This window comes from Cryobacterium psychrotolerans (genome assembly GCF_900101115.1).
Taxonomy (GTDB): Bacteria; Actinomycetota; Actinomycetes; order Actinomycetales; family Microbacteriaceae; genus Cryobacterium; species Cryobacterium psychrotolerans.
Genome location: NZ_FNFU01000022.1, coordinates 16912 through 38800 on the forward strand (window position 1 = coordinate 16912; position 21889 = coordinate 38800).

Sequence of the window (21889 nt, forward strand, 5' to 3'; positions counted from 1 at the left end):
CTCCTTCGTTCAGGTTTCCAGCGCCGTCGGGCGCTGATCGAGGTTGGGCTGGTGTCGTCGCAGTGTGCGGCCGGCACGGATGCCGGTGGGCTGGCCGTCGCGGACGGCGAACCGTCCGGACACCAGGACGTCGCGGATGCCCACGGGGTCTTGCGTCGGATCGTCATAGGTTGCCGGGCCCGCCACTTCTGCGGGATCGAAGACGACCAGGTCCGCGTGGTAACCGGGCTCAACGAGACCGATACCGGTCAACCCGAGTCGACGGGCCGGCTGCGAAGTCATCTTCCGCACCGCGTCCTCCAGGGTGAGGATGTCGGTATCACGGACGTACTCACCCAGGATCCGCGGGAAAGTGCCGTGCAGGCGTGGATGCGGTCGGCCCCCCGCAAGAAGGCCGTCGCTGCCGAAGCACGTGCTTGGCTCCTGCATGACCTGCCGCAGGTCTTCTTCCGAGCAGGCCACCTGAATGTTACTGACGGCACCATCCTCGGCAATCAGGAGATCCAGCAGGAAATCCCCGGGATCCGCCGACTCGGAACGGGAGGCGGATGCCGCAGCCACGCTGAGACCGACGAGATCCTGGTTGCCCACCGTCAAGACATGGCTGATGTAGATGTTCTCCCAGCCGATGCTCGCAACGCGGTTGTCCCATTGGGGTCGTCCGTTGATCCAGTCGGCCTTGATTCTTGCCCTCTCGGCCGGGTCCGCGAGGCGCAGGAGCATCGCCGATAGCCCGCCGGCCAAGGCCCAGTCCGGCAGGAGCGCGGTCATCGTCGTGCTGCCCGCCAGATAGGGGTAGACATCCGATCCGGCGTCGATCCCCTCGGCGCGTGCCTGACGAAGCATGGCCAGGGACTGGCTGACTTTCCCCCAGTTCCGCCCGCCGACGACCTTGTGATGGGCGATCTGCACGGCCGCGCCGGTGCGTCGGCCGACGTCAAGGGTCTCGGCAACGGAGTCCAGAAAACCATCGCCCTGATCCCGCATGTGGCTGGAATACAGTGCTCCGGCGCGGGCAGCCTCGCCAACGAGCTCGCAGATCTCCTCGTGTGAGGAATAGGACCCGGGTGCATAAACCAAACCGCTGCTGAGGCCGACAGCCCCCTGCCGCAAGGCCGCTGCGGCGAGGTCCACCATGGCGCGGCGCTGTTGCGGCGAGGGGATTCCCGCGTCGAAACCGCTGACGGCCGAGCGGAGGGAACCGAGACCGACAAAAGTGGCCACGTTCACGGCCGGCCGGGCCGCAGTAACGCGGGCCAGGTAGCCGTCCACATCGGACCAGTCCCAGTCGAGCTCCCCGAAGCCAAGCACTGGCGTGGCGTACTGGCGGGATTCCGCTCTGAACTGTTCGGTTATCGGGACCACGGAAATACCGCAGTTGCCCACGATCTCGGTCGTAACCCCCTGACGCAGCTTCTGATGAGCGCCCGGCTCTGCTATCAGTGCAAGATCCGAGTGGGAGTGCATGTCGACGAAACCAGGCGCCACGACATGGCCTGTAGCGTCCAGGACCTCGCCGGCCGTTCCCAGGAACTGGCCCGGCGCGACCACATCAACGATGCGGTCCCCCCGCACAAGCACATCCGCGTAGCGCCAGGAGTTACCGGTCCCGTCCACCACGCGGCCGCCGCGAATGAGCAGGTCGATGTCAGCGATGGCGTCGGTTGCCCGGCTCACTTGACCGCACCGGCCGTCAGACCCTTCACCAGATTCTTCTCGATCAACAGGAACAGGATGAGAACCGGCACGATGGCGATCAGTGCCGCTGCCATGAGGTAGTTCCACTCGACCGAGTACTGCCCCAGGAAGGAGTAGATGCCCAGAGGAAGCGTGCGGTTGTCGGGGGTCGAGATGAAGGTGAGCGCGATCATGAACTCGTTCCACGCCCAGATGAAGGCAAAGACCCCTGAAGCCACAAGAGCGGGCTTGGACATCGGCAGCACGACGCGGACAAGCGCGCCCACCCTGGTGCAGCCATCCATCATGGCTGCTTCCTCGATCTCAATGGGAATCGACTCGAAGTATCCGGCGAGGAACCAGACCGAAAAGGCCAGGCTCAATGCGGCATACGTGATGACCAGTGACGCGTTGTTGTCCAGCAAGTGGACCTGGTTCATGAAGCGGAACAGGCCGATCAGGAGCACAACCGGCGAGAACATCTGCGTAACCAGCAGGGCCTGGCGGAACAGGCGCTTGCCCGGAAAGTTCAGCCGCGCCAGGGCGTAGCCCGCGGGTATCGCGAAAGCCATGTTCAGCAATGTGGCCAGCACAGACACGACAACGCTGTTGAGCACGTAGCGCAATAACGGCACTGCCGTCCACACAGTGACGAAGTTCTCCCAAGCCCACGTCTTCGGGAACCAGGTCGGCGGGAAGCTGAACAGTTCCGCGCGTGGACGCAGCGAAGTCGACAGGGCAAATGCGAAAGGGAAGATCGATACGGCCACGACCACGGCGAGAAAAGCCAGCAGGAGCCACCAGGACAACCCGCGCTCATGCCGCTTCATTTGATGCCCACCTTGGCCCGCTCTTTCGTGATGTGAGAGAAAGTGAGGCTGAAGGCCAGCAGCAGCACGAAGATCAGCATCGCCATGGCTGCGGCCGGGCCGAACTGACCCTCAGCAAAGGCACGCTTATAGATATAGGTCACCAGAATGTCCGTCCGGTATGCCGGGGAACCTTGAGTAAGCACCCAAGGAATGGGGAAGGAGTTGAAAACGTAGATCACGTTGAGCAACGTGGTCACGATGAGAACCGGCCGCATCAATGGCAGGGTGATGTGCCAGAAACTGGCCCAGAAGCCCGCGCCATCGACCATCGCCGCCTCGTAGAGTTCGCTCGGGACCGACTGCAGCCCCGCGAGCAACGAAAACGAGGTGAACGGGATGGACACCAGGATCCCGACAAGGATGATTGCCGCCCAGGCTGTTCCCTCGGAGCCCAGCCAGATGATCGGCTGGTCGATGAGGTGCAGCCTCATCAGCGTGCCGTTGATGATGCTGTGCTGGCCGTCCAGGATCCAGCGCCAGATGATCGCGTTGATCATCAGTGATGCCGCCCAGGGAACGATCAGTAACGCCCTCGCCAATCGACGACCGTGGAAGTTGAGGTTGAGGGCCAACGCCACCGGGATTGACACAACCGTCGTGATTCCCACGACTGCTACGGTCCAAAAAACGGTCTGAGCAAGAACGCGCAGGAACACCGTGTCGGAGAGTAGCGCCTGGTAATTCGCCAGTCCAGCGAATCCCTCCCGCTGGGCCAGCGAGTTGACGTTGCTGAACGACATGAGCGCCGTCTCCACAATGGGGTAGAAGACGATCACGCCCACGAGGACGACGGTGGGCAGGATGAAGAGCAGCCCTACCAGCGGCTCCGAGCGCGGCATGCGCAGCCGCCTTCGCGCTGGCCTGCCGGTCCGCACGCCTTCTGCCTCTAATACAGCCATATCCATTCCGTCCTTCATTTGGAGGTACGCGGGTCACCAGCGACGGGCGCTGGCAACCCGCGTATCTCATTCGTTGTGCCGCGGGTTACCAGCGGGGATCACCGGTAACCCGCCCACGGTCACAGCTTGTCGATCTTCGCGGTTGCCTCGTCCAGGGCTTCCTGCGGGCTGGCCAGCCCGCTCAAGGCCTTCTGGATGGCCACAGTTTCGATCTGCTGAATCTGCTCGAACTTGGGGTGCTGGGGCTGGAATTTGGCTGTCGCCAGTGCGTCGATGAAAGGCTTGTACTCAGGGGTCTGGTAGTAAGCCGACTCCGCCACGGCGTTGAGCTCAGGCAGCATGCCTTCGGTTTCGTCAAAGACCTGACGGTACTTGGGCTGGTACATGAATTCGATGAATTTCCAGGCCTCCGCCTGATGCGCGCCATTTGCCGACATCCCGAGGGAATCCGTGACCGAGACCGTCTGCTGTTCCTTGCCATCGTTCGTCGGGAACGGCACTGCGGCAAATTTCATGGACGGGTTGTCCGCCTTGATCATGGCTGTCAGCCACGGCCCGGTCGGGTACATCGCCAACTGGCCGGCCTTGAAGTTCTCAATGACCTGCTCCCGAGTGAATCCGCTGGGCTCGGGCTGGCTGCCACCGCTCTTGACCAGATCGGTCAGGAACTCCAGCGCTTCGACGCTCTCAGGCTCGCTCAGCATCGACTTCCCGTCTGCATCGAGGATGTCGCCCCCGTTGTTGTACAAGAAGTAGTTGAAGAAGGTGTCCACCTCGATCCCGCTGGCGGGCACGCCCAGGCCGTAGAGCTCCGGCGGATTGGCCGACTTGGTGGCCGCCTCCATCAGGTCGTCCCACGTCTCTGGTGCGGACAGGCCCGCGTCCTCAAGTACGTCGGTGCGGTAGAAGAGCAGCCGGGCCGAAACCGCTACCGGAAGGCCGTAGGTCTTGTCCTCGTAAACGCCGGCGTCGAGGACTTTCTGGTTGAAGCCCTCCCGGAAGTCCGCCGTCAGAAGATCGTCCAGCGGCGCGAGCTGCTTCAGCCCTGCGAACTCTGAGATCCATCGCGTCGCGTAGCCGAAGACGTCCGGCGCCTGGTCAGAGCCCATGCTCACGGCCAGTTTGTCGTGCATCTTGTCCCATGGCGCGGTTTCGAGGTTGACCTTGATCTCGCCCTTGTTGGCCGTGTTGAAGTCATCAACCATGGTTTTCATCAGCGGTGTGGTTTTCGCGCTGTACTCCGGAAAGAGGAAACGCAACTCAACCTCACCCCCACTTGCCGAGTTGTTCGAGGTTCCGCATGCGGCCAGGGAGGCCACTGTGGCGACCGCCAGGGCAAGTGCCAAAGCTCGGCGCGCGCGCCGCCCTGGGCGAGCGAACGGGGATTTCATCATTGTGGAGCCTTCCATTCTGTAGGGTTGCGGTGCGTCAGGGAGAAATCGAAGTGGGAGGGGTGAGGCGGGTGGAACTACAGGCCTTCGCCCTGCGGTTCCTGAAGATTCAGGACGACCAGTCGGGAGTCCGTCATCTCCTCCACGGCGTAGCGCACGCCCTCCCGGCCGGTACCGCTTTGCTTCACGCCTCCATAAGGCATGGAGTCCACGCGATATGACGACGCGTCGTTGACGATGACCCCGCCAACGTCCAGCCTCTGGGCCGCGGCCAGCGCGACATCCAGGCTGGCGGTGAAGATGCCCGCCTGCAGGCCGTACTCGGTGTTGTTCGCGATGTGGAGCGCTTCGCCCAGGGTGGCGTAGGGAATCAGCACCGCAACGGGAGCAAACGCTTCACGACAGGCCAGGCTCGACTGCAGGGACGGCCTCGTCAGCACGGCCGGGGTCAGGAACTGACCGTCACGCGTGCCACCGCACACCAATTCGGCGCCGTCGGCAACAGCCTCCGCTATCCACTCCTCGGCGCGCGTCGCTGCCTCGAGGGAAATCATTGGACCCACGTCGGTCGATTCCTCCGACGGGTCACCCACGACCAGGGCCTGGACATGATCGGCGAGCTGTGCAGTGAATTGATCGAAGATGCTTTCCTGAACAAGGATGCGCTGTGCGCTGATGCAGACCTGGCCCGCGTAGATCGACAATGACCGTGCCAGCGCCTTGGCAGCCAGGCCCAGGTCTGCGTCCGTGTGAACGATATTGGCGGAATTGCTACCGAGCTCCAACAGGGTCTTGCGCAGGCCGACCGTTCGCCGAATGTGGGTTCCCACCGCAGTGCTGCCGGTGAAGGTGTACACAGCGAACCGGGGATCCTCAAGGAGCTGCTGGCCGACGGTCTCTCCCCTGCCCTGGACCATGGTGACGTGGCCGGGCGGCAGTCCGGCGTCAAGAAGCGTTTGCACCAACATGATCGCCGACAAGGGCGTGACCTCCGCGGGCTTGACCACGACAGTGCACCCCGCCGCGATCGCGGTCGGCACCTTGTGGGACAGCTGATTCACCGGGCCGTTAAACGGAGTGATGGCACACACGACTCCGGCGGGTCGACTCATCGTGAACGCACGGCGGTTTTCCGAACCGGGAGTGGCGTTGACCGGAACAACCTCGCCGGTGAGGCGCGTAGCCTCCTGGGCGCACAGCTCGAAGGTCAGTACCGCACGGGCAACCTCGGCGCGGGAGTCACGAATAGACTTCCCGGCCTCAGCGACAATCGACCGGGCAAAGTCCTCGGCTCGTTCCGCGATCAGCTCCGAGGCCCGTCGAAGGATCGTCGCCCGCTCGAAAGGGCTGAGTTCCTGCGCGGCGAACGTCGCGGCCGCCTGCGCCACCGCTGCATCAACCTCGGCAGGCGTGGATTCTCGGAGCGTCGCCAGCAGGTGGCCGCCGAAAGGAGCCCGCACCTCCAGCATGTGCTCGCCGTTGCCGGCCTCCCATCGCTCACCGATCAGGAGACCGTGGGCCGGTAGATTATCCGGTATGAAACTTTGCATGCATCGAAGTATGCATGCTGGTGTGGTGCCGGTCAAGCAATTTGTTATCTCTTTTTGATGCCAAAAATGTCGTCATTGCCAAACGGCCCGATCAGGGCACGCGCGGATAGGATCTTGTATGCATGCACGCATGCTGAATTGCACGGCAAGCCACCGACAACAGTCAGTGCCACGGAAGTCGCCCTCACGAGGGACGATACTGAAGGAGATGACCCGATGCCCCCACTTGGGCGAACGGACCAGCGTTTGGCGCCGGCTCCCATCAATCGAACCACGGAGGTCTACGAGCAACTGCGCCAGGCCATCGTGGAGGGATCGATCAGGCCGAACGAACGCCTCATTGAGAGCGACCTCGCCGAGAGGCTTGGGGTGAGCCGCACGCCGGTGCGGGAGACCATGCTGCGACTTGCCGGCGACGGCCTCATAGTCAGCCAGCGTCGCGGTTGGGTTGTGCGCGAACATTCTCCCGAGGAGATCCGAGAGGTCTACGAGATCCGCGCCGCACTCGAAGGGTTCGCCGCCGGTCTGGCAGCCCACAGGGCCACTGATGCGGAACTCAAAGCCATCGAGGCGATCCATCAGAGCTATATCGACTCGATTCAAAGCTCAAGTCGTGGGCATTTGGTGGAGCACAACGACGCCTTCCACGAAGCGATCATCGCCGCTGCATGCAACCAGTTGCTTGCCGAGCAGATTCACCGCAATAGCCAGTACTACTTCATCCACCGCATCGCAGGGTTCCTGTCCGACGAGGAGGTGCGCGTATCCATAGAGGGTCATGAGGAACTCGTCCAGGCCCTACTGGCGCGCGACCCCGTTCTCTCCGAGCAGGTCGCCCGCGCGCGCGTCTTTGATGGCCTGGAAAAAGTCCTCAACCGGATCCGCTGAAAGGGCCGCGCCCCGGGTGATGTCGCACATCCAGCCCGGTCGCGCTCGGGGTTACGTCTCTATCTTCACCGCCTTCACTGCGCTCCTCGGTCAAGCCTTCGAATATCTGCGGGCGAGGGTCGACAGGGCGACGGCGAGAACGAGAATTCCACCCTTGAAGACGAACTGCCAAAAGGTTGGTGTGCCCATCAGGCTCAGCCCGTTGAATCCGACGTTGACGACCAGCACGCCGACGAGGGTGCCGATGATGTGAAAGTCACCGTCACGCAGCGTGGCAGCGCCCAGGAAGACTGCGGCGAAAGAGTCCAACAGGTAACCGTCCCCGGCGCTCACCGTTCCGCTCCCCAGCAATGAGGCCAGGAGTATTCCCGCTGTGGCGGCGCAGACACCGGCGATAATGAAAGCCGTGATCTTGGCGCGGTCGGTTCGCAGGCCAGCCAGGTGGGCGGCGTTCTTGTTCGCGCCCACCGCTTGCATGCGCTGGCCGGGCGGCGTGCGGTTCAGAATGACCCACAGCACGGCCAGAATGGCGATCATGATCCAAATGGGGTTCTGGATTGTGAGGAAACGGCCGAGTGTGATGTTGGTGAAGGCCGTCGGCACCGAGATGATCGGCGATCCGGCGGTATAGCCGTAGGCAAGGCCGATGAGCACGGTCCCGACGCCGAGTGTCGCAACGACAGCATTGACACCTACCTTGGTGACGAGCAGCCCGTTGACGGTTCCGATGAGTGCACCGATCAACAGGGTGGCCAGAATGGCGATCGGCAACGGAAGCCCCTGATTGGCCATGAGCCCGGTGACCAGGATCCCGGCCAGGCTCGCCGCGTAGCCGATACTCAGATCCATCTCGCCGACCACGAGGACGAGGGTTAACCCGCTGGCGATGATTGCGGTGAGGGCAGACTGATTGACGATGGCCAGAAGATTGTTGCTGCTCAGGAAGGCGCCATTCGGGACGCCGAGGCCGAAGATGAGAATCATCACGGCCATGGCGATGAGGGTGCCATATTTGGAGACGATGGTCAGCGCCAGACGCCGTCCGCGACCTCCGTGGGGCTTACCTTGGCGGGGTAGCCCGGTCCCAGGCCTCAGTGCGATAGTTTCGGTGCTCACGCCGCCGAGTCCTTTCCTTCATCCCTGGCAAAGCTCAGGGAAATTATTTGGTCTTCCGTGATTGCGGTTCCGGTCAGTTCGCCGGTGATCTTGCCTTCAGCCAGCACGACGACGCGATCGCACAGCGCCACAAGCTCTTCGTTGTCGCTCGATATCGCCAGGATCGCTGTCCCGCTGTCCGCGAGTTCCCGGATGACCCGGTGAACTTCAGCGCGAGCCCCGACGTCGACGCCTCGCGACGGCTCGTCGAGAATGAGGAGCCTGGGTTTGTCGAGCAGCCACCGTGCGATGACGACCTTCTGCTGGTTGCCGCCGGAGAGAGAGCTGACGAGCGCTTCGACGTCGCTGGCTTTCACCGTGACGAGATCGGCGACCTTTTGCGCCCGCTGACGGGCGCGCCGGAGGCTGAGGAACGGAAAGAGAGCGGAGGGCGTCAGCGAATCCAGTTTGGCGATGTTGATGTTGAAATCGATCGATCGTTCCAGGAAGAGCGCCTCGGAGCGCCTCTCCTCCGGGACCAGGCCGATGCCCGCTGCGACCGCGTCCGCGGGTTGGCGGAACGCGGTTCTCTTGCCGTCGAGAACAACCTCTCCCGCGCTCTTGGGAAGCGCCCCATAGATCATCTTGGCCAATTCGGTGCGCCCGGACCCGACCAGGCCTCCCAGCCCCAGAATCTCTCCGGCGTGCACGGTCAGCGAAACGTCTCGCAACAGGTCAGGGTCGGAGACTCCGCGAACTTCAAGAATTGCGCGCCCGTGGTCTCGCGGCTCGTGGCCGCGCTCAAGAATGACCAGATCGCGGCCGACGATCGCTCGAATCAGTTCGGCTTTGGTGGTGCGTTCTCCGACCACCCGCTTGGTGACGGCGCCGTCCTTGAAAACGGTGATGTCGTCACACAGATCTGACACCTCGTCGAGGCGATGGGAAACGAACACGACGGCGGTGCCGGACGACACCAATTCCCGCACAATCTGGTGGAGCCTCGTCGTCTCCTCGACCGAGAGGGACGCTGTTGGCTCGTCCATCGCGATCAGACGCGCGTCCCGCATGAGCGCCCTGCCGATGAGCACCAACCATTTGTCCGCGGTACTGAGGCTGTCGACGTTGGTGGAGAGGGAGAATCGAATGCCCAGTCGAGAAGCGACCTGTTTCGCTCGAGTCCGGGTGGGCCGCCAGTCGATCACGCCGAGCCTCGTGGCGGGGGGGATGCCGAGCGCCATATTGCGCAGGACATCCCACCCGGGGATCAGACTCATTTCCTGATGGATGAAAGCCAGACCCAGCGATGCCGCATCGTCAGGGGTTGCGATCGTCACCGCCTGTCCATCGACTTCGATCGTTCCGCTGTCGGGCCGACCGATTCCGGCCAGCGCCCTGATGAGGGTCGACTTGCCGGCGCCGTTGGCACCAATGAGACCGTGAACGACTCCCGCGCGGATGTCGAACGACACCTCCTTGAGCGCAGCGACGCCGCCGAAGGACTTGCTTACATCGGTGATTCTGACCAGGGGCCGCAGCTCCTGCGGCCCGCGTGGCCTGATGTCCTCAAGCACCATCGGCTTTTCACTCCTTCTATCTTGTGCGACCGCCACCAAGCAGGCGTCGGGCTACTTGAGTGCTTCCGGGTGGTCCTTCACGAACGCGTCAACGTTGTCGGCCGTGACCAGAATGCCGTCAACATTGATCGTCTTCTGCTTCCAGCTTTTGCCGGCCGCGATCGCCTCAAGGGTGGTATCGAACATGGCCTTGCCTTCCCCAGCCCCGTCTTCATAGACCGTCGCCGTCAGACTTCCATCCTGCACCGCTTTAATGGCCGTGCTCGATCCGTTGATGCCGTAGGTCAGCACATCGGTACGACCGGCCTGCTTCAATGCGGAGATTGCACCGAGCGTCGGGTCTTCCCAGCATCCCCAGATTGCCAGGTTGCCTTCGCCCGCAGGGTGACCGGCCAGCCAGGCGGTTGCGTAACGGGCTCCATCCTGAAGGAATCCGGGAATGGTCACTTCCTCTTTCTGAACGGTCACGTTTGGCTGCTTGCTGACGATCTCATCGAAGAGTGTCTCTCGAGCCCGGCAGACCTCACCCGTGCGGTAGGTGAGGGCGAGGACCGCACCTTCGTTGTCAATGTCGCTCAGCAACTGCTCGGTGGCCGGCTTGGCAAACGGCGCGCCGTCTCCAGTGGTCATGACGACGCCATCGGTGAGGCCGCCACCCCAGCTGGCGACCGGAATACCTGCAGACCTGGCGGCGTTCATGCCAGCGCCGAGTGACGTGACCGGGAAGACGAGGTCGAAGATCATTCCAGCTTTTTTGCTGACGAAGTTCGTGATGGCCGAGTTGGCGGTGTCGGCGTTGCCTGCCGCGTCCACGACTTCCACTTTCCATCCTGCGGCCTTGGCTGCAGCCGTCGCACCGGCGATGACCCGGGCGTTGTTCGCGTCGCTCGCGGTAATGGTGACGATGCCGAGCAGCTTGTTTACGTCGCCGCCGGATGCGGCAGGGGTGGCCTCGTCAGCCGGCGTGCTGCAGGCAGCCGTGCCGACCATGAGGGCGGCGGCGATGGCCGCGGCAAAAACGACTTTGTTCTTACGCATTGTGATCTCCTTCTAGAGGTCCTGTGACGGGTTGTTTTGGTGGTGCGGGGAGCGGTGGTGAGTTCGGAGAAGACGTGGGTTTATGAGCGGGGGAGAATACGGGACTCGACGCCTGGGGCAAGGAGGAGTTCGGCCACAGAGAGGTTGTCGTCATACCGACGGGACAGATGGCGCTTGAACGTCTCCGATTCGTGCACGATGACGAGCCGGTTGGTATCACCGGCGAGCCGCACCATCTCGTCAATCAGGCGCAAACCGGCCCAGCCGCTGCCGCCGCCGAAGCCGATGTTGACGTACTCGCCGGACTGGTTGATGCCCTCGGCATTTTCGTAGCTGTACATTGCGTCACCGGTGACGACCCAGTTGCGGCCCTCATGGTCGGTGACGACGACATACTGACCACCCTGGGTGTGTGTGTCCCAGGCAGCACGAATGGAGAGGCCGGGCAAGAAGTCATCGACCGCGCCGTCCAGGAGCCTCAGCCTCCCGGTCCTGGCCAGTTCCTCAAGAACATCGATGTCGGCGGGGTCGAGGGCGCCGATGATCGAGTCATACAGAGGCGAGGCGTTGAGCGCTTCCCTGGACGTCTCCAACTCGCGCCGCTGCATATAGAAAGTGGCATTGGGAAACCATCGCGTGGCGCCGGCGTGGTCGTAGTGGGCGTGAGTCAGAATCACGATGTCAATGTCTTCCGGACGAACCCCGACCTTCGCCAGCACAGCGTCAGGCGTCTGGTAATCGACGATGTCGTTTGAGTCGTTCAGCTCCTTGTTGCCGGAGGTGTTATCGTGCCCGATGTCGATCAGAATCCGGTGCCCGCCACCCTCGACGTAGGCATAGCTGTAGGCGAAGAGCCGGGTGCCCGCGTTCCACTCACCGTAGAAGACACAACCGAGGGGCTGGGCCAGGCAGTGAGAGTATTCCAGCATCCAGAGCGAGTATGACGTCATGGGCTCTTAGCCACTCCTCATCGAGTTGTCGGACGCTGGGCGTCGTGGACGGGTCTTGGTAATCGATTACTCGGGAAACTCCAACGAACTGAAGTAATCGATTTCTGGAGCCTAATAGGTGGACCGGTGGGTGTCAAGCGACATGCCCGACGTACCTATCGCATCCCCCAGGACCGTTGCGAACTCTCCCGGACGATAAGGGTCGTGGAGAGGGTGAGTTGGCGCCTTTCGGCCGGGGCCGTACCGCGGATCCGCTCCATGAGCAGCTGTGCCGCCTGAGCCCCGATGTCGTAGGCAGGTTGCGCGACGACAGACATAGGCGGACTGATGAACGGGGCCCACGGCGCGTCGTCGAAGGTGATGATGCCGATGTCACGGCCGATGCGGAGTCCGCGTCGTTTGAGCTCATCGAGGACGCCCAGCGTCATTTGGGCGTTCGCGACAAACAAAGCGTCCGGCGCGACCTCCGCATCCAACAGCTCACTGGCGGCGCGAGCCCCGCCGTGCTGCCGGAACGGTGCGTGCACGAAGAGCTCATCGAGGTTGCCGTGCTGTCGCACCGCCTCAAGGTAGCCCTGCAGCCGTTCCTGCGCCGTCGCAGCCTCCTCTGGTCCGGTAATACAGGCCGGCCGCGTCCACCCGGCGTCGAGGAGGTGGTTGGTCGCGGACTCAGCTCCCTCCCTGGAGTGCACCATGACGGAGTCGACCGGTTCGTTCAAGGGACGGTCGATGACAACCAGAGGGATGTTGGCGCCGCGCAGGCGCGACACATCACTGCCCGCCATGTGCGGGGACAGGATGACGCCGGCGACCTGTTCCTGCTCGGCAACGCGCAGGTAGGTTGCCTCCTTGGCCGAGTCCTCATCAGCGTTGCAGAGAAGCACGGAGTAACCGGAGCGTTGAGCCACGTCTTCAACGCCCCGCGTGATCGCGGTGAAGAACGGGTTGCTCACGTCGCTGATGATCAGCGCAATCACGTCGCTGGACTGACGGCGCAAGCTTCTGGCGATACCGTTCGGACGATAACCCAGCTTCGCGGCGGCGGCTCGGACCCTGTCCGCGTACTCCGGGTTCACATTCGGATGGTCGTTGAGCGCTCGGGAAACCGTAGCGACTGAAACGCCTGCCTCGCGTGCCACATCACTGATTTTCGCCATCAGTCACCACGCCCTTTCGCAGAATCACATTGCCATACGGCCGCAGTTCGCCAGTCGCGACAATGAGAACGGATTCCTGCGCGCGCTCGTAGAACTCGAAGCGGGTGATCGCCTCTGCACGAACGGCACCTGTTCTTCCGGTGGCCCGGACGAGCTCGGCGTGAATGTCCGGGGGGCCGGCCGGGGCCGACATCAGGCTGATCGGCTCGTCGGGATCGATGGGAAATACCGTAGCGATAGCCCTGATGGCCTCGATCGCGGTTGCCCCTGGCAGGTCGATGACGGGGGGGCCGAGCCGGCGAGCAGGGAAATTGGCATCCGCAATGACGAGCATGTCGCCGTGGCCCATCTCGTCCAATCGGGCCAGGAGGCTACCCCGCAGAAGTGGATCCACTCCGATGAGCATTTGACCTCCCTGTCCGCGCGGGCACGGTCGTCCGCTGCTGGATGATTTCCATTTCCAGCATCCTATCGGGAAACGATTACCGAACGTTCTTGCGCCAAGACTTGACCGAGTAATCGATTTCTGAAATTGTTTGTAGAGCGACGACGAAGGAGTCCCCCATGACCCAGTACCATCTGCCGACCACGACCACGCGCGGACGCGTCGAGGCCAAGACCGCTTATCTCATCTCCAGCGGGGACCTGCGCCACTCGGCCAACATCGCCGGCTGGCCGACTCAGGCGGCCCTGGAGGAGGCAGTGACGGCCGTTTTCACGGGATTCGGCTGGACTGTCGTGCGCGCCAATCCGGTGGATCCGAAGACCGGACACGGTTTCATCTCCAGCCAGCGCATGGGCCTGGAGGTTTTCAAGAACATTCCCACTGATGCGCCGCTCATTGTGGCCGAGGCGGTCTGGCAATACAGCCACCACATTCTCGCCGGGCTTCGGACCCATGGTGGCGACATTCTCACCCTGGCTAACTTCGCCGGCGACTGGCCAGGTCTTGTCGGCCTGCTCGGGCTCAATGCGGGACTGACCAAGATGGGGAGGCCCTACTCGACGATCTGGAGTGAAGACTTCACTGACGATTGGTTTGTCGAGGGCATCAAGTCCTGGATTGAGACCGGCCGCATTGACCATGACGCCTCGCACGTCAAGGATCTCGTCGACCTCCCCGGCGGTGCCGAGAGGGATCTCGGCGGAGCGATCGCGCACCAGCTTCTGACTGACAAGGCCATCATTGGTGTTTTCGATGAGGGCTGCATGGGAATGTACAACGCGATCATCGATGACGAGCTACTCAACAAACTCGGAATCTACAAGGAGCGCCTCTCCCAGAGCGCTCTCTACGCCGAGATGCTCACGGTTCCGGATGAGGAAGCACGGGCGGTTCGGGAGTGGCTTGACGCCAAGGGCATGACCTTCAAAACCGGCACTGACGATGCCACCGAACTCACCGACGCCCAACTGCACGAACAGTTCAAGATGTATATCGCCGCCCTGCGCATCAGCGACGATTTCGGGCTGGATGCCGTTGGTATCCAGTACCAACAGGGCCTCAAGGACCTCACCCCCGCCTCCGACCTCGCCGAGGGCCTGCTCAACAATGTGGATCGCCCGCCGGTGCTCAGCCGGGATGGCTCCCGGATCCTCTGGGACGGCGAAGCCCTTCCTCATTTCAATGAGGCCGACGAAGGCGTCGCGGTCGACGCGCTCATCACCAACCGGGTGTGGACGGCAATGGACCTTGACCCGGCCACAACCCTGCACGACGTGCGCTGGGGCGAAGACTACGGCGATGAATTCGTGTGGGTGTACGAGATCTCGGGATCTGTCCCTCCCTCCCATTTCGAGGGTGGCTACGCGGGCGCCAGCAGCTGGCGCCAGTCCCCGGTCTATTTTCCGGCTGGCGGCGGAACCATCAAGGGCGTGTCGAAGCCCGGCGAGATTGTCTGGTCGCGCGTCTACGTCGCCCCCGACGGGCTGCACGTCGATATGGGCCGGGCGTCGGCAATCGCGCTCCCCACGGAGGAGACCGAACGCCGCTGGCAGGCGACGAACCCCGAATGGCCCATCATGCACGTCGTCCTGCACGGCATCTCCCGCAACCAGTTCATGGCGCGCCACAAGGCCAACCACGCCCAGGTCGCCTACGCGCCCGATGCCGCAACCGCGGACCGGGCGCTGATTGCCAAGGCAGCGGTCTTCGACGCACTGGGTGTGCAGGTCCACTTCTGCGGCGACGTCGATCTCAGCGCCTCCGCATGATGCCGGCCGTTCTCGGCGTCGATATCGGAACGTCGAGCAGCAAGGGGATCCTGGTCTCACTTGACGGGAGCATTATCGGCATCGCTGTCCGCGGGCATGAGGTCGACCGCCCGGGACCTGGCCGGGTGGAGATGGATGCCGATCTCTGGTGGCGCGAATTCGCCGACTTGTCCCGGGAACTGCTGGCAAGGCATCCCGTTACCCTCGTCGGTGTCGGGGTCAGTGGGATGGGCCCGTGCGTTGCATTGGCCGACGCCGACGGACATGCAGTGCGCCCGGCAATTCTCTACGGCGTCGACACCCGGGCCGTCGCGCAGATAGAGCGCCTCACCATGCAACTCGGTCAGGCAGCCATCGTGGATCGCTGCGGTTCAGCCTTGTCGACGCAATCCGTCGGCCCGAAACTGGCTTGGCTCGCCGAGCATGAGCCGGCGGTCACCAACCGGGCCAGGCTGCTGTTCATGCCGAGTTCCTGGTTGGCCTTCCATCTCACGGGCGCGTACACACTGGACCACCACTCCGCGAGCCAGTGCACCCCGATGTATGACACCGTCGCCCAGGATTGGTATGAACCGTGGGCTGGACTCGTAGCGCCCGGGCTCGAACTTCCTCGACTCGTCTGGCCCGGGGAGGTAGTCGGTCGCGTGTCAGCGGCGGCTTCCGCCGTGACGACGATTCCCGAGGGGGTGCCGGTCATTGCAGGAACCATTGATGCCTGGTCTGAGGCGATCAGCGTCGGAGCCCAAAATCCAGGCGACTTGATGGTGATGTACGGCACCACGATGTTCCTGATCAATACGGTCGAGGAACAGATCAGTTCCGCCACCCTGTGGGGCACAGTCGGCGCGCTGCCCGGCACGCGCAACCTCGCCGGCGGGATGGCGACGTCGGGCGCGATCACGCAGTGGTTGCGCGAACTGGTCGGTTCGCCGGATTACGCCACATTGATCGCCGAAGCCGACGCAGCGGGAGCCGGAGCCCGCGGGTTGCTCATGCTCCCCTATTTCGCCGGCGAACGAACCCCGATTGCCGACCCCCGCGCCCGGGGAATCATCGCTGGACTCACGCTGGAGCACACCAGAGGAGACCTGTATCGGGCGACCCTCGAAGCGACCGCCTTCGGCGTACGGCACAACATAGAGGCGCTGCGCATGGCAGGCGGCCGCATCGATCGCGCCGTGGCGGTGGGCGGGGGGACTCAGGGCGGCCTGTGGACCCAAATCGTGAGTGACATCACCGGGATTGCCCAGGAAATTCCTTCCGTGACGATTGGCGCGAGCTTCGGCGCCGCGTTCCTTGCGGCTTCCGCGTCGACGTCGGTCATGATCGAAGGGTGGAATCCGATTTCGCACGTAGTCGAGCCGAGGGCGGAGCATGCGGGCCACTACGACGATCTCTACGCCATCTACCGCGACCTGTACACGTCGACCGCAGACCTGATGCATCGGCTGGAAGAGCTCTCCAGGGAGTCCTAGAAGGCATTGCAGGGTTCCTGTCCGAGGAGGTGCGCGTATCCATAGAGGGTCATGAGGAACTCGTCCGGGCCCTACTGGCGCGCGACCCCGTTCTCTCCGAGCAAGTCGCCCGCGCGCGCGTCTTTGATGGCCCGGAAAAAGTCCTCAACCGGATCCGCTGAAAGCGCCGAGCCCCGAGGCGGACGTAGCCGTCTCCCGGCCTACTTTTCCGTGAGGGGCAGGAAGTACCAGATGTCGAGGTCGCTCGGGCAACCCTCAGGAATCGCTACAGGCACACGAGGCGGCGCGTCGCGTTTGTCGTCGCTGCCCGTTTACCGAACCGTGTCGCCGACCGCAAAAGTGCCGCCACCTTCGACGGAAATCGTTCCGTGGCCGGACAGGGTGGTCCCGACAGGGAAAGCGACGATGAGCTTCTGATGGTCACTGGTCCTGTCGAGGCCCAGGCATCCGCTTCCCAGATCGACGATGACACCTTCGGCGAGAATGTCGAAGGAGGATCCATCCGGCTCGTAAACCGCGGCAGTGAGTCCTTTCGCGTGCACTACGTCCGGGCCGCCGCCCGACGCGCATCCGGCGACCAGGGCCGACATCGCGCCAATGACCAGAAGGGCCGCAGTGCCCCGAGCGCGACGACACCCTCGGGACGGGATCCAGGGCGCTGACGTCGGCATGGCGTCAGTGTGTCAGGCGCTCCTCACTCGGTCAACGTTCCAGGGCAACCCCGTGGAACCAGCCCGCAGCGCCCCTGACTTTCTTCTGAACCGGAGAAGAATCGCAAAAGTTCTGCCCGGAATCCTGAAGAAGACCCGCTGTTCTTGCCGCAGTCTTCATTTAGCGGCCGATACCGGGCCGCCGAAACAGCCGTCCAGTGCACAGCACAACTCCCACGTCGAAGGAAAGCAAATGACCATCTATCAGGACGATACCGAGGCCATCGAAGCTCTGAAGCATGCGTTCGGAAGCAGCTGGGACGCGATCGACCCGGAGTCGGTCGCCCGTATGCGCGCCCAGAACCGCTTCAAGACCGGCCTGGAGATAGCCCAGTACACCGCCGACATCATGCGCAAGGACATGGCGGAGTACGACGCCGACTCCTCCGTCTACACCCAGTCGCTGGGCGTCTGGCACGGCTTCATCGGCCAGCAGAAGATGATCTCAATCAAGAAGCACCTGAAGACGACGAACAAGCGCTACCTGTACCTGTCCGGCTGGATGGTCGCCGCGCTCAGGAGCGAGTTCGGTCCGCTCCCTGACCAGTCCATGCACGAGAAGACGGCCGTTCCCGCGCTGGTCGAGGAGCTCTACACCTTCCTCCGCCAGGCCGACGCCCGCGAGCTGGACCTGCTCTTCACCGCCCTGGACGGGGCCCGCGCGGCCGGCAACGACGACAAGGCCGCAGCGATCCAGGACCAGATCGACAACTACGAGACCCACGTCGTGCCGATCATCGCGGACATCGACGCCGGTTTCGGCAACCCCGAGGCGACGTACCTCCTCGCCAAGAAGATGATCGAGGCCGGCGCCTGCGCCATCCAGATCGAGAACCAGGTCTCGGACGAGAAGCAGTGCGGCCACCAGGACGGCAAGGTCACCGTGCCCCACGAGGACTTCATCGCGAAGATCAACGCCGTGCGTTACGCGTTCCTCGAGCTCGGCATCGACAACGGCATCATCGTCTCCCGCACCGACTCGCTCGGCGCCGGCCTGACTCAGAAGCTCGCCGTAACCTACCAGCCCGGAGACCTGGGCGACCAGTACAACTCCTTCCTCGACGTCGACGAGATCACCGAGGCAGAGCTGGGCAACGGGGATGTCGTGATCAAGCGCGATGGCAAGCTGCTGCGCCCGAAGCGCCTGGCCAGCAACCTGTTCCAGTTCCGTCCGGGAACCGGCGAGGCCCGCTGCGTGCTCGACAGCATCACCTCGTTGCGGAACGGCGCGGACCTGCTCTGGATCGAGACCGAGAAGCCGCACGTCGCCCAGATCGCCGGAATGATGAACGAGGTGCGCAAGGTCATCCCGAACGCCAAGCTGGTCTACAACAACAGCCCGTCGTTCAACTGGACGCTCAACTTCCGTCAGCAGGCGTACGACAACCTGCTCGCAGAGGGCAAGGACGTGTCGGCCTACGACCGTGCCAAGCTCATGAGCGTCGCGTATGACAAGACCGAGCTCGGCCGGATTGCCGACGAGAGCATCCGCACCTTCCAGCGCGACGGCTCGGCCGAGGCCGGCATCTTCCACCACCTCATCACCCTGCCGACCTATCACACGGCCGCGCTGTCCACCGACGATCTGGCCAAGGGTTACTTCGCCGACCAGGGCATGCTCGCCTACGTGAAGGGCGTGCAGCGGCGCGAGATCCGCGAGGGAATCGCCACGGTCAAGCACCAGAACATGTCCGGCTCCGACATCGGTGACAACCACAAGGAGTACTTCGCCGGCGAGGCCGCGCTGAAGGCCGGTGGCACGAACAACACGATGAACCAGTTCGAGGAACCGGTTCTGACAAGTCGCTGACGGACACTCCGTCGAAGTAGCAACGAGGAAGCCCCAGCCGCCTGACTGGGGCTTCTTCGTTTCGACGGGCCTCCGTGAGCGTGCAGCTGAAACCGCTCCTGACCGCAGAGGATCTCGACGAAGCGGCCAGGAAGACGCCGCCATACCGGCCCCCAGGCCAGGAGGCGGCGAGGGTCACTCGGGCCACAGGCCGGGAACGACGAGCACCAACCGGCACCTCGGGCACCGATGGCAGGACTCGAGCCCCTCGGCGGTGTCCACGCCATCGGCAGTCATCTCGACACGGCACGCCGGACACCTCGGACCATCTCCGTCCAGCCCGATCTCATCCACCTCCCAATTGTGCGGCATCGGGCACGGGCGGCAGGCCCGGCCGTGTGCCATGCTCGCGGCATGAGAAGCGCGGATGACGATGAGACACTCGTCCAACTGGGATCGATGGAGGTGGCTCGATCATCCCTGTCGGGCGAAGGCCGCCCGCTGTCCGACTTCACGAGACTCGTTCGTGCCGGGCAGTGGGACGAGTCAGATCCGTCTCAAACGAGGCCGCAGACAGGGTGGCGGGTCGTTCAGAGCGAGGGAGTGACCCGGCTGACGATCGCCGCACCACACCCGGACCTGACCGGCCGGTGGGTGACGAGCGACCTCTGGGTGCAGGACGGCGACTGGGCATACCGCCACCGGCCGCGTGCCCTTGAGGCGCAGCCAGTCAAGGCACAGCGTCGCAAGGGCCTCGCCTTGCGCTGGCCGGACAGTCACACCCCGTCGCTGTCGCCCTCCGCGCTGCGGATAGACATTGTGAACGAGTCGGATTCCCCCTGGTCGCCTTCCGGGGCCGATGACTTCTTCGTCGCCGGGTTCCTCTTGTCGCCCGAAGACCCGCCGGGCACGGCCGCGCGCGGCACGTTCTTCCACTACCTGGGCAGCGAGCCGGCCGAGACGCTGCAGCCGGGAGCACACGCCCGTGTGCCGGTGCACCTGTCCCCGGAGCTCTGGGAGGCCGCCGCCGCCGGGATCCACCTCGTGCAGGCCCTCCTGGTCACACTCGAACTGCGCTCCACGGAATGCGCTCCGCTGGAAAGGATCGCCGACCCGGCGCACGGATGACGAGCGCCCGCGGTGAACGGATCCTGCTTGAACAGTACTTTTCAGGCCGAGACCTGCGCTCGCGCGAGCTCTTCGACCGTGTTCGCTCGGCGATCGAGTCGATCGGCCCGGCCACGATGCGCGTCAGGAGGAGCCAGGTCGCCTTCCGGCGTCGGGTCGCGTTCGCGTGGACCTGGCTGCCCGGCCAGTACCTGCGAGGCGACGTGGCCCCGCTCGTCCTCACGATCGACCTGCACCGCCGCGACGAATCGCCGCGTTGGAAAGAGGTCGTCGAACCGAGACCGGGGCGATTCACCCATCACCTCGAACTTCGCTCGGTGGCGGACATCGACGAGCAAGTCCTCGCCTGGCTCGTCGAAGCGTGGGGCCATGCGGGCTGAGCGCACCCCGGACGCCGGTGGTAGTACCGTTCGCGTCATGGCCACACTGAGCTACACCGGGATCACGTCCCTCGACGGCTACCTGGCCGACGCCGACGGCAACTTCGACTGGGCCGTGCCGGATGACGAGGTGCACGCGTTCATCAACGACCTCGAGCGGCCGGTCGGCACTTACCTCTTTGGGCGCCGGATGTACGAGGTGATGACCTTCTGGGAAACCGCACACACCCTCGCCGACCCGCCGCCGGTCATCCGGGACTTCACCGGGATCTGGCGGGCGGCCGACAAGGTCGTCTTCTCGACATCACTGGAGACGACGTCCACTGCACGCACGCGAATCGAGCGGTCCTTCGACCCCGAAGCGGTCCGCCGTCTCAAGGCGACGGCGGCGCGTGAGATCGGTGTGGGCGGCGCCAACCTGGCCGGCAAGGCGATCGCGGCCGGGCTGGTCGACGAGATCCGGATGTTCCTGGCGCCCGTCGTGGTGGGCGGGGGGCACGCGCTTCCTCCCCGACGGGGTGCGCCTGAAGCTCGACCTGCTCGATGAACGCCGGTTCGGTAACGGCATGGTGTACCTCCGCTACCGCGCCGAAGCCCGGGCGTAGCGGCTACGCCGCGGCGAACCGCTTCGCCGAGCGCGCCTTCGCTTTTTCGGCCTCGATGTCGCGGTTCTTCGGCGGGGCGGCGCTGACCAGGTCCTCGAGCAAGTGCCTCGAGATGTGGGCGATTTCCGCGACTGCCCGGTCGAACGCCTCGGCATTGGCCTTCGACGGCCTGGTCGCGCCGCTGATCTTGCGCACGTACTGCAGCGCGGCTGCGTGTACCTCGTCGTCAGTGGCGGCGGGCTCAAAATTGTGGAGCGTGTGGATGTTCCGGCACATGCTTCAAGGGTAGCCCGGAGGCCCGCATCCGTCACGGACAGGGGTGCCCAGGCCGAATGCGCCGACCATACTGCCGCTCCCCGCCGCCCATTCCAGTTGAGTTGCGGACAAGGAACCTTCACGTTCAGATCGAAGGTCCTTTCTCCGCATCTCAGCCAGAAGGCGGCTTGCGCAGGCCCTTGACAGGAGCCGTCAGTCGAAAATAGCTTGGGGCCTGA

The 21889-nt window shown here is 63.8% G+C and carries 20 protein-coding genes; 7 read left to right on the plus strand and 13 right to left on the minus strand.

The window, feature by feature from the left end; genetic code table 11:
* Positions 1-9: 9 nt before the first annotated feature.
* The 5 genes from BLQ39_RS13705 to BLQ39_RS13725 all read right to left on the minus strand — a co-directional run bounded on the left by BLQ39_RS13705 (position 10) and on the right by BLQ39_RS13725 (position 6389).
* Complete coding sequence (locus BLQ39_RS13705; RefSeq protein ID WP_166784418.1) at positions 10-1677, minus strand: N-acyl-D-amino-acid deacylase family protein; 1668 nt, start codon at positions 1675-1677, stop codon at positions 10-12.
* Complete coding sequence (locus BLQ39_RS13710; RefSeq protein WP_092324776.1) at positions 1674-2507, minus strand: carbohydrate ABC transporter permease; 834 nt, start codon at positions 2505-2507, stop codon at positions 1674-1676. The genes BLQ39_RS13705 and BLQ39_RS13710 overlap by 4 nt, the downstream gene beginning before the upstream one ends.
* Positions 2504-3454, minus strand: a complete 951-nt coding sequence (locus tag BLQ39_RS13715) for a carbohydrate ABC transporter permease (RefSeq protein WP_198414404.1) — start codon at positions 3452-3454, stop codon at positions 2504-2506. Before BLQ39_RS13715 ends, BLQ39_RS13710 begins: the two co-directional genes overlap by 4 nt.
* A 113-nt stretch (positions 3455-3567) precedes the next feature.
* Positions 3568-4842: an ABC transporter substrate-binding protein gene (locus BLQ39_RS13720; protein ID WP_166784419.1), complete on the minus strand. Its 1275-nt coding sequence runs from the start codon at positions 4840-4842 to the stop codon at positions 3568-3570.
* 74 nt (positions 4843-4916) lie between these two features.
* A complete protein-coding gene (locus BLQ39_RS13725) occupies positions 4917-6389 on the minus strand; it encodes an aldehyde dehydrogenase family protein (RefSeq protein WP_092324779.1) in 1473 nt (490 codons plus the stop codon).
* 216 nt (positions 6390-6605) lie between these two features.
* Between BLQ39_RS13725 and BLQ39_RS13730 the strand changes: the two genes are divergently transcribed.
* Complete coding sequence (locus BLQ39_RS13730) at positions 6606-7277, plus strand: GntR family transcriptional regulator (protein ID WP_166784420.1); 672 nt, start codon at positions 6606-6608, stop codon at positions 7275-7277.
* A 90-nt stretch (positions 7278-7367) separates the two neighbouring features.
* Here the strand turns inward: BLQ39_RS13730 and BLQ39_RS13735 are convergent, their stop codons facing one another.
* The 6 genes from BLQ39_RS13735 to BLQ39_RS13760 all read right to left on the minus strand — a co-directional run bounded on the left by BLQ39_RS13735 (position 7368) and on the right by BLQ39_RS13760 (position 13500).
* The gene (locus tag BLQ39_RS13735) at positions 7368-8393 is read right to left on the minus strand and encodes an ABC transporter permease (RefSeq protein WP_198417110.1); all 1026 of its coding nucleotides are present in this window, start codon (positions 8391-8393) and stop codon (positions 7368-7370) included.
* Complete coding sequence (locus BLQ39_RS13740) at positions 8390-9949, minus strand: sugar ABC transporter ATP-binding protein (protein WP_092324785.1); 1560 nt, start codon at positions 9947-9949, stop codon at positions 8390-8392. The genes BLQ39_RS13735 and BLQ39_RS13740 overlap by 4 nt, the downstream gene beginning before the upstream one ends.
* Positions 9950-10000: 51 nt before the next feature.
* The gene (locus tag BLQ39_RS13745) at positions 10001-10987 is read right to left on the minus strand and encodes a sugar ABC transporter substrate-binding protein (protein WP_092324786.1); all 987 of its coding nucleotides are present in this window, start codon (positions 10985-10987) and stop codon (positions 10001-10003) included.
* An 80-nt stretch (positions 10988-11067) separates the two neighbouring features.
* Entirely contained in the window at positions 11068-11916 is an 849-nt protein-coding gene (locus tag BLQ39_RS13750) for an MBL fold metallo-hydrolase (protein WP_166784421.1), read from the minus strand.
* A 176-nt stretch (positions 11917-12092) separates the two neighbouring features.
* Positions 12093-13094 carry a LacI family DNA-binding transcriptional regulator gene (locus tag BLQ39_RS13755; protein WP_092324789.1) on the minus strand — a complete coding sequence of 334 codons (1002 nt, stop codon included), beginning with the start codon at positions 13092-13094 and terminating at the stop codon, positions 12093-12095.
* On the minus strand, positions 13078-13500 hold the full coding sequence (locus tag BLQ39_RS13760) for an RbsD/FucU family protein (protein WP_092324791.1): 423 nt from the start codon (positions 13498-13500) through the stop codon (positions 13078-13080). Before BLQ39_RS13760 ends, BLQ39_RS13755 begins: the two co-directional genes overlap by 17 nt.
* Positions 13501-13658: 158 nt before the next feature.
* Here BLQ39_RS13760 and BLQ39_RS13765 point away from each other — a divergent pair, with 158 nt between their 5' ends.
* Both BLQ39_RS13765 and BLQ39_RS13770 read left to right on the plus strand, forming a co-directional pair.
* Positions 13659-15308, plus strand: coding sequence for a fucose isomerase (locus tag BLQ39_RS13765; RefSeq protein WP_092324792.1), 1650 nt, complete (start codon positions 13659-13661; stop codon positions 15306-15308).
* Complete coding sequence (locus BLQ39_RS13770; RefSeq protein WP_338419125.1) at positions 15305-16783, plus strand: FGGY-family carbohydrate kinase; 1479 nt, start codon at positions 15305-15307, stop codon at positions 16781-16783. Before BLQ39_RS13765 ends, BLQ39_RS13770 begins: the two co-directional genes overlap by 4 nt.
* A gap of 311 nt (positions 16784-17094) precedes the next feature.
* Here the strand turns inward: BLQ39_RS13770 and BLQ39_RS15665 are convergent, their stop codons facing one another.
* Positions 17095-17454, minus strand: a complete 360-nt coding sequence (locus tag BLQ39_RS15665) for a hypothetical protein (protein ID WP_135109408.1) — start codon at positions 17452-17454, stop codon at positions 17095-17097.
* A gap of 232 nt (positions 17455-17686) precedes the next feature.
* Here BLQ39_RS15665 and BLQ39_RS13780 point away from each other — a divergent pair, with 232 nt between their 5' ends.
* The 4 genes from BLQ39_RS13780 to BLQ39_RS13795 all read left to right on the plus strand — a co-directional run bounded on the left by BLQ39_RS13780 (position 17687) and on the right by BLQ39_RS13795 (position 21337).
* Entirely contained in the window at positions 17687-19303 is a 1617-nt protein-coding gene (locus BLQ39_RS13780) for an isocitrate lyase (RefSeq protein ID WP_092324796.1), read from the plus strand.
* A gap of 582 nt (positions 19304-19885) precedes the next feature.
* Complete coding sequence (locus BLQ39_RS13785) at positions 19886-20410, plus strand: hypothetical protein (protein ID WP_092324798.1); 525 nt, start codon at positions 19886-19888, stop codon at positions 20408-20410.
* The gene (locus BLQ39_RS13790; RefSeq protein WP_092324800.1) at positions 20407-20790 is read left to right on the plus strand and encodes a DUF5655 domain-containing protein; all 384 of its coding nucleotides are present in this window, start codon (positions 20407-20409) and stop codon (positions 20788-20790) included. The genes BLQ39_RS13785 and BLQ39_RS13790 overlap by 4 nt, the downstream gene beginning before the upstream one ends.
* Before the next feature lie 37 nt (positions 20791-20827).
* A complete protein-coding gene (locus BLQ39_RS13795; RefSeq protein WP_338419124.1) occupies positions 20828-21337 on the plus strand; it encodes a dihydrofolate reductase family protein in 510 nt (169 codons plus the stop codon).
* A gap of 61 nt (positions 21338-21398) precedes the next feature.
* Here the strand turns inward: BLQ39_RS13795 and BLQ39_RS13800 are convergent, their stop codons facing one another.
* Complete coding sequence (locus tag BLQ39_RS13800; protein ID WP_092324802.1) at positions 21399-21671, minus strand: DUF2277 domain-containing protein; 273 nt, start codon at positions 21669-21671, stop codon at positions 21399-21401.
* Between the last annotated feature and the right edge of the window lie 218 nt (positions 21672-21889).

What these genes read in the sequence shown, in the direction of transcription:
- BLQ39_RS13710 (WP_092324776.1), bottom strand. Translation starts at nt 2,507, where the DNA reads ATGAAGCGGCATGAGCGCGGGTTGTCCTGGTGGCTCCTGCTGGCTTTT.
- BLQ39_RS13715 (WP_198414404.1), bottom strand. Translation starts at nt 3,454, where the DNA reads ATGGATATGGCTGTATTAGAGGCAGAAGGCGTGCGGACCGGCAGGCCA.
- BLQ39_RS13720 (WP_166784419.1), bottom strand. Translation starts at nt 4,842, where the DNA reads ATGATGAAATCCCCGTTCGCTCGCCCAGGGCGGCGCGCGCGCCGAGCT.
- BLQ39_RS13725 (WP_092324779.1), bottom strand. Translation starts at nt 6,389, where the DNA reads ATGCAAAGTTTCATACCGGATAATCTACCGGCCCACGGTCTCCTGATC.
- BLQ39_RS13730 (WP_166784420.1), top strand. Translation starts at nt 6,606, where the DNA reads ATGCCCCCACTTGGGCGAACGGACCAGCGTTTGGCGCCGGCTCCCATC.
- BLQ39_RS13740 (WP_092324785.1), bottom strand. Translation starts at nt 9,949, where the DNA reads ATGGTGCTTGAGGACATCAGGCCACGCGGGCCGCAGGAGCTGCGGCCC.
- BLQ39_RS13745 (WP_092324786.1), bottom strand. Translation starts at nt 10,987, where the DNA reads ATGCGTAAGAACAAAGTCGTTTTTGCCGCGGCCATCGCCGCCGCCCTC.
- BLQ39_RS13750 (WP_166784421.1), bottom strand. Translation starts at nt 11,916, where the DNA reads ATGCTGGAATACTCTCACTGCCTGGCCCAGCCCCTCGGTTGTGTCTTC.
- BLQ39_RS13755 (WP_092324789.1), bottom strand. Translation starts at nt 13,094, where the DNA reads ATGGCGAAAATCAGTGATGTGGCACGCGAGGCAGGCGTTTCAGTCGCT.
- BLQ39_RS13760 (WP_092324791.1), bottom strand. Translation starts at nt 13,500, where the DNA reads ATGCTCATCGGAGTGGATCCACTTCTGCGGGGTAGCCTCCTGGCCCGA.
- BLQ39_RS13765 (WP_092324792.1), top strand. Translation starts at nt 13,659, where the DNA reads ATGACCCAGTACCATCTGCCGACCACGACCACGCGCGGACGCGTCGAG.
- BLQ39_RS13770 (WP_338419125.1), top strand. Translation starts at nt 15,305, where the DNA reads ATGATGCCGGCCGTTCTCGGCGTCGATATCGGAACGTCGAGCAGCAAG.
- BLQ39_RS15665 (WP_135109408.1), bottom strand. Translation starts at nt 17,454, where the DNA reads ATGCCGACGTCAGCGCCCTGGATCCCGTCCCGAGGGTGTCGTCGCGCT.
- BLQ39_RS13780 (WP_092324796.1), top strand. Translation starts at nt 17,687, where the DNA reads ATGACCATCTATCAGGACGATACCGAGGCCATCGAAGCTCTGAAGCAT.
- BLQ39_RS13790 (WP_092324800.1), top strand. Translation starts at nt 20,407, where the DNA reads ATGACGAGCGCCCGCGGTGAACGGATCCTGCTTGAACAGTACTTTTCA.
- BLQ39_RS13795 (WP_338419124.1), top strand. Translation starts at nt 20,828, where the DNA reads ATGGCCACACTGAGCTACACCGGGATCACGTCCCTCGACGGCTACCTG.
- BLQ39_RS13800 (WP_092324802.1), bottom strand. Translation starts at nt 21,671, where the DNA reads ATGTGCCGGAACATCCACACGCTCCACAATTTTGAGCCCGCCGCCACT.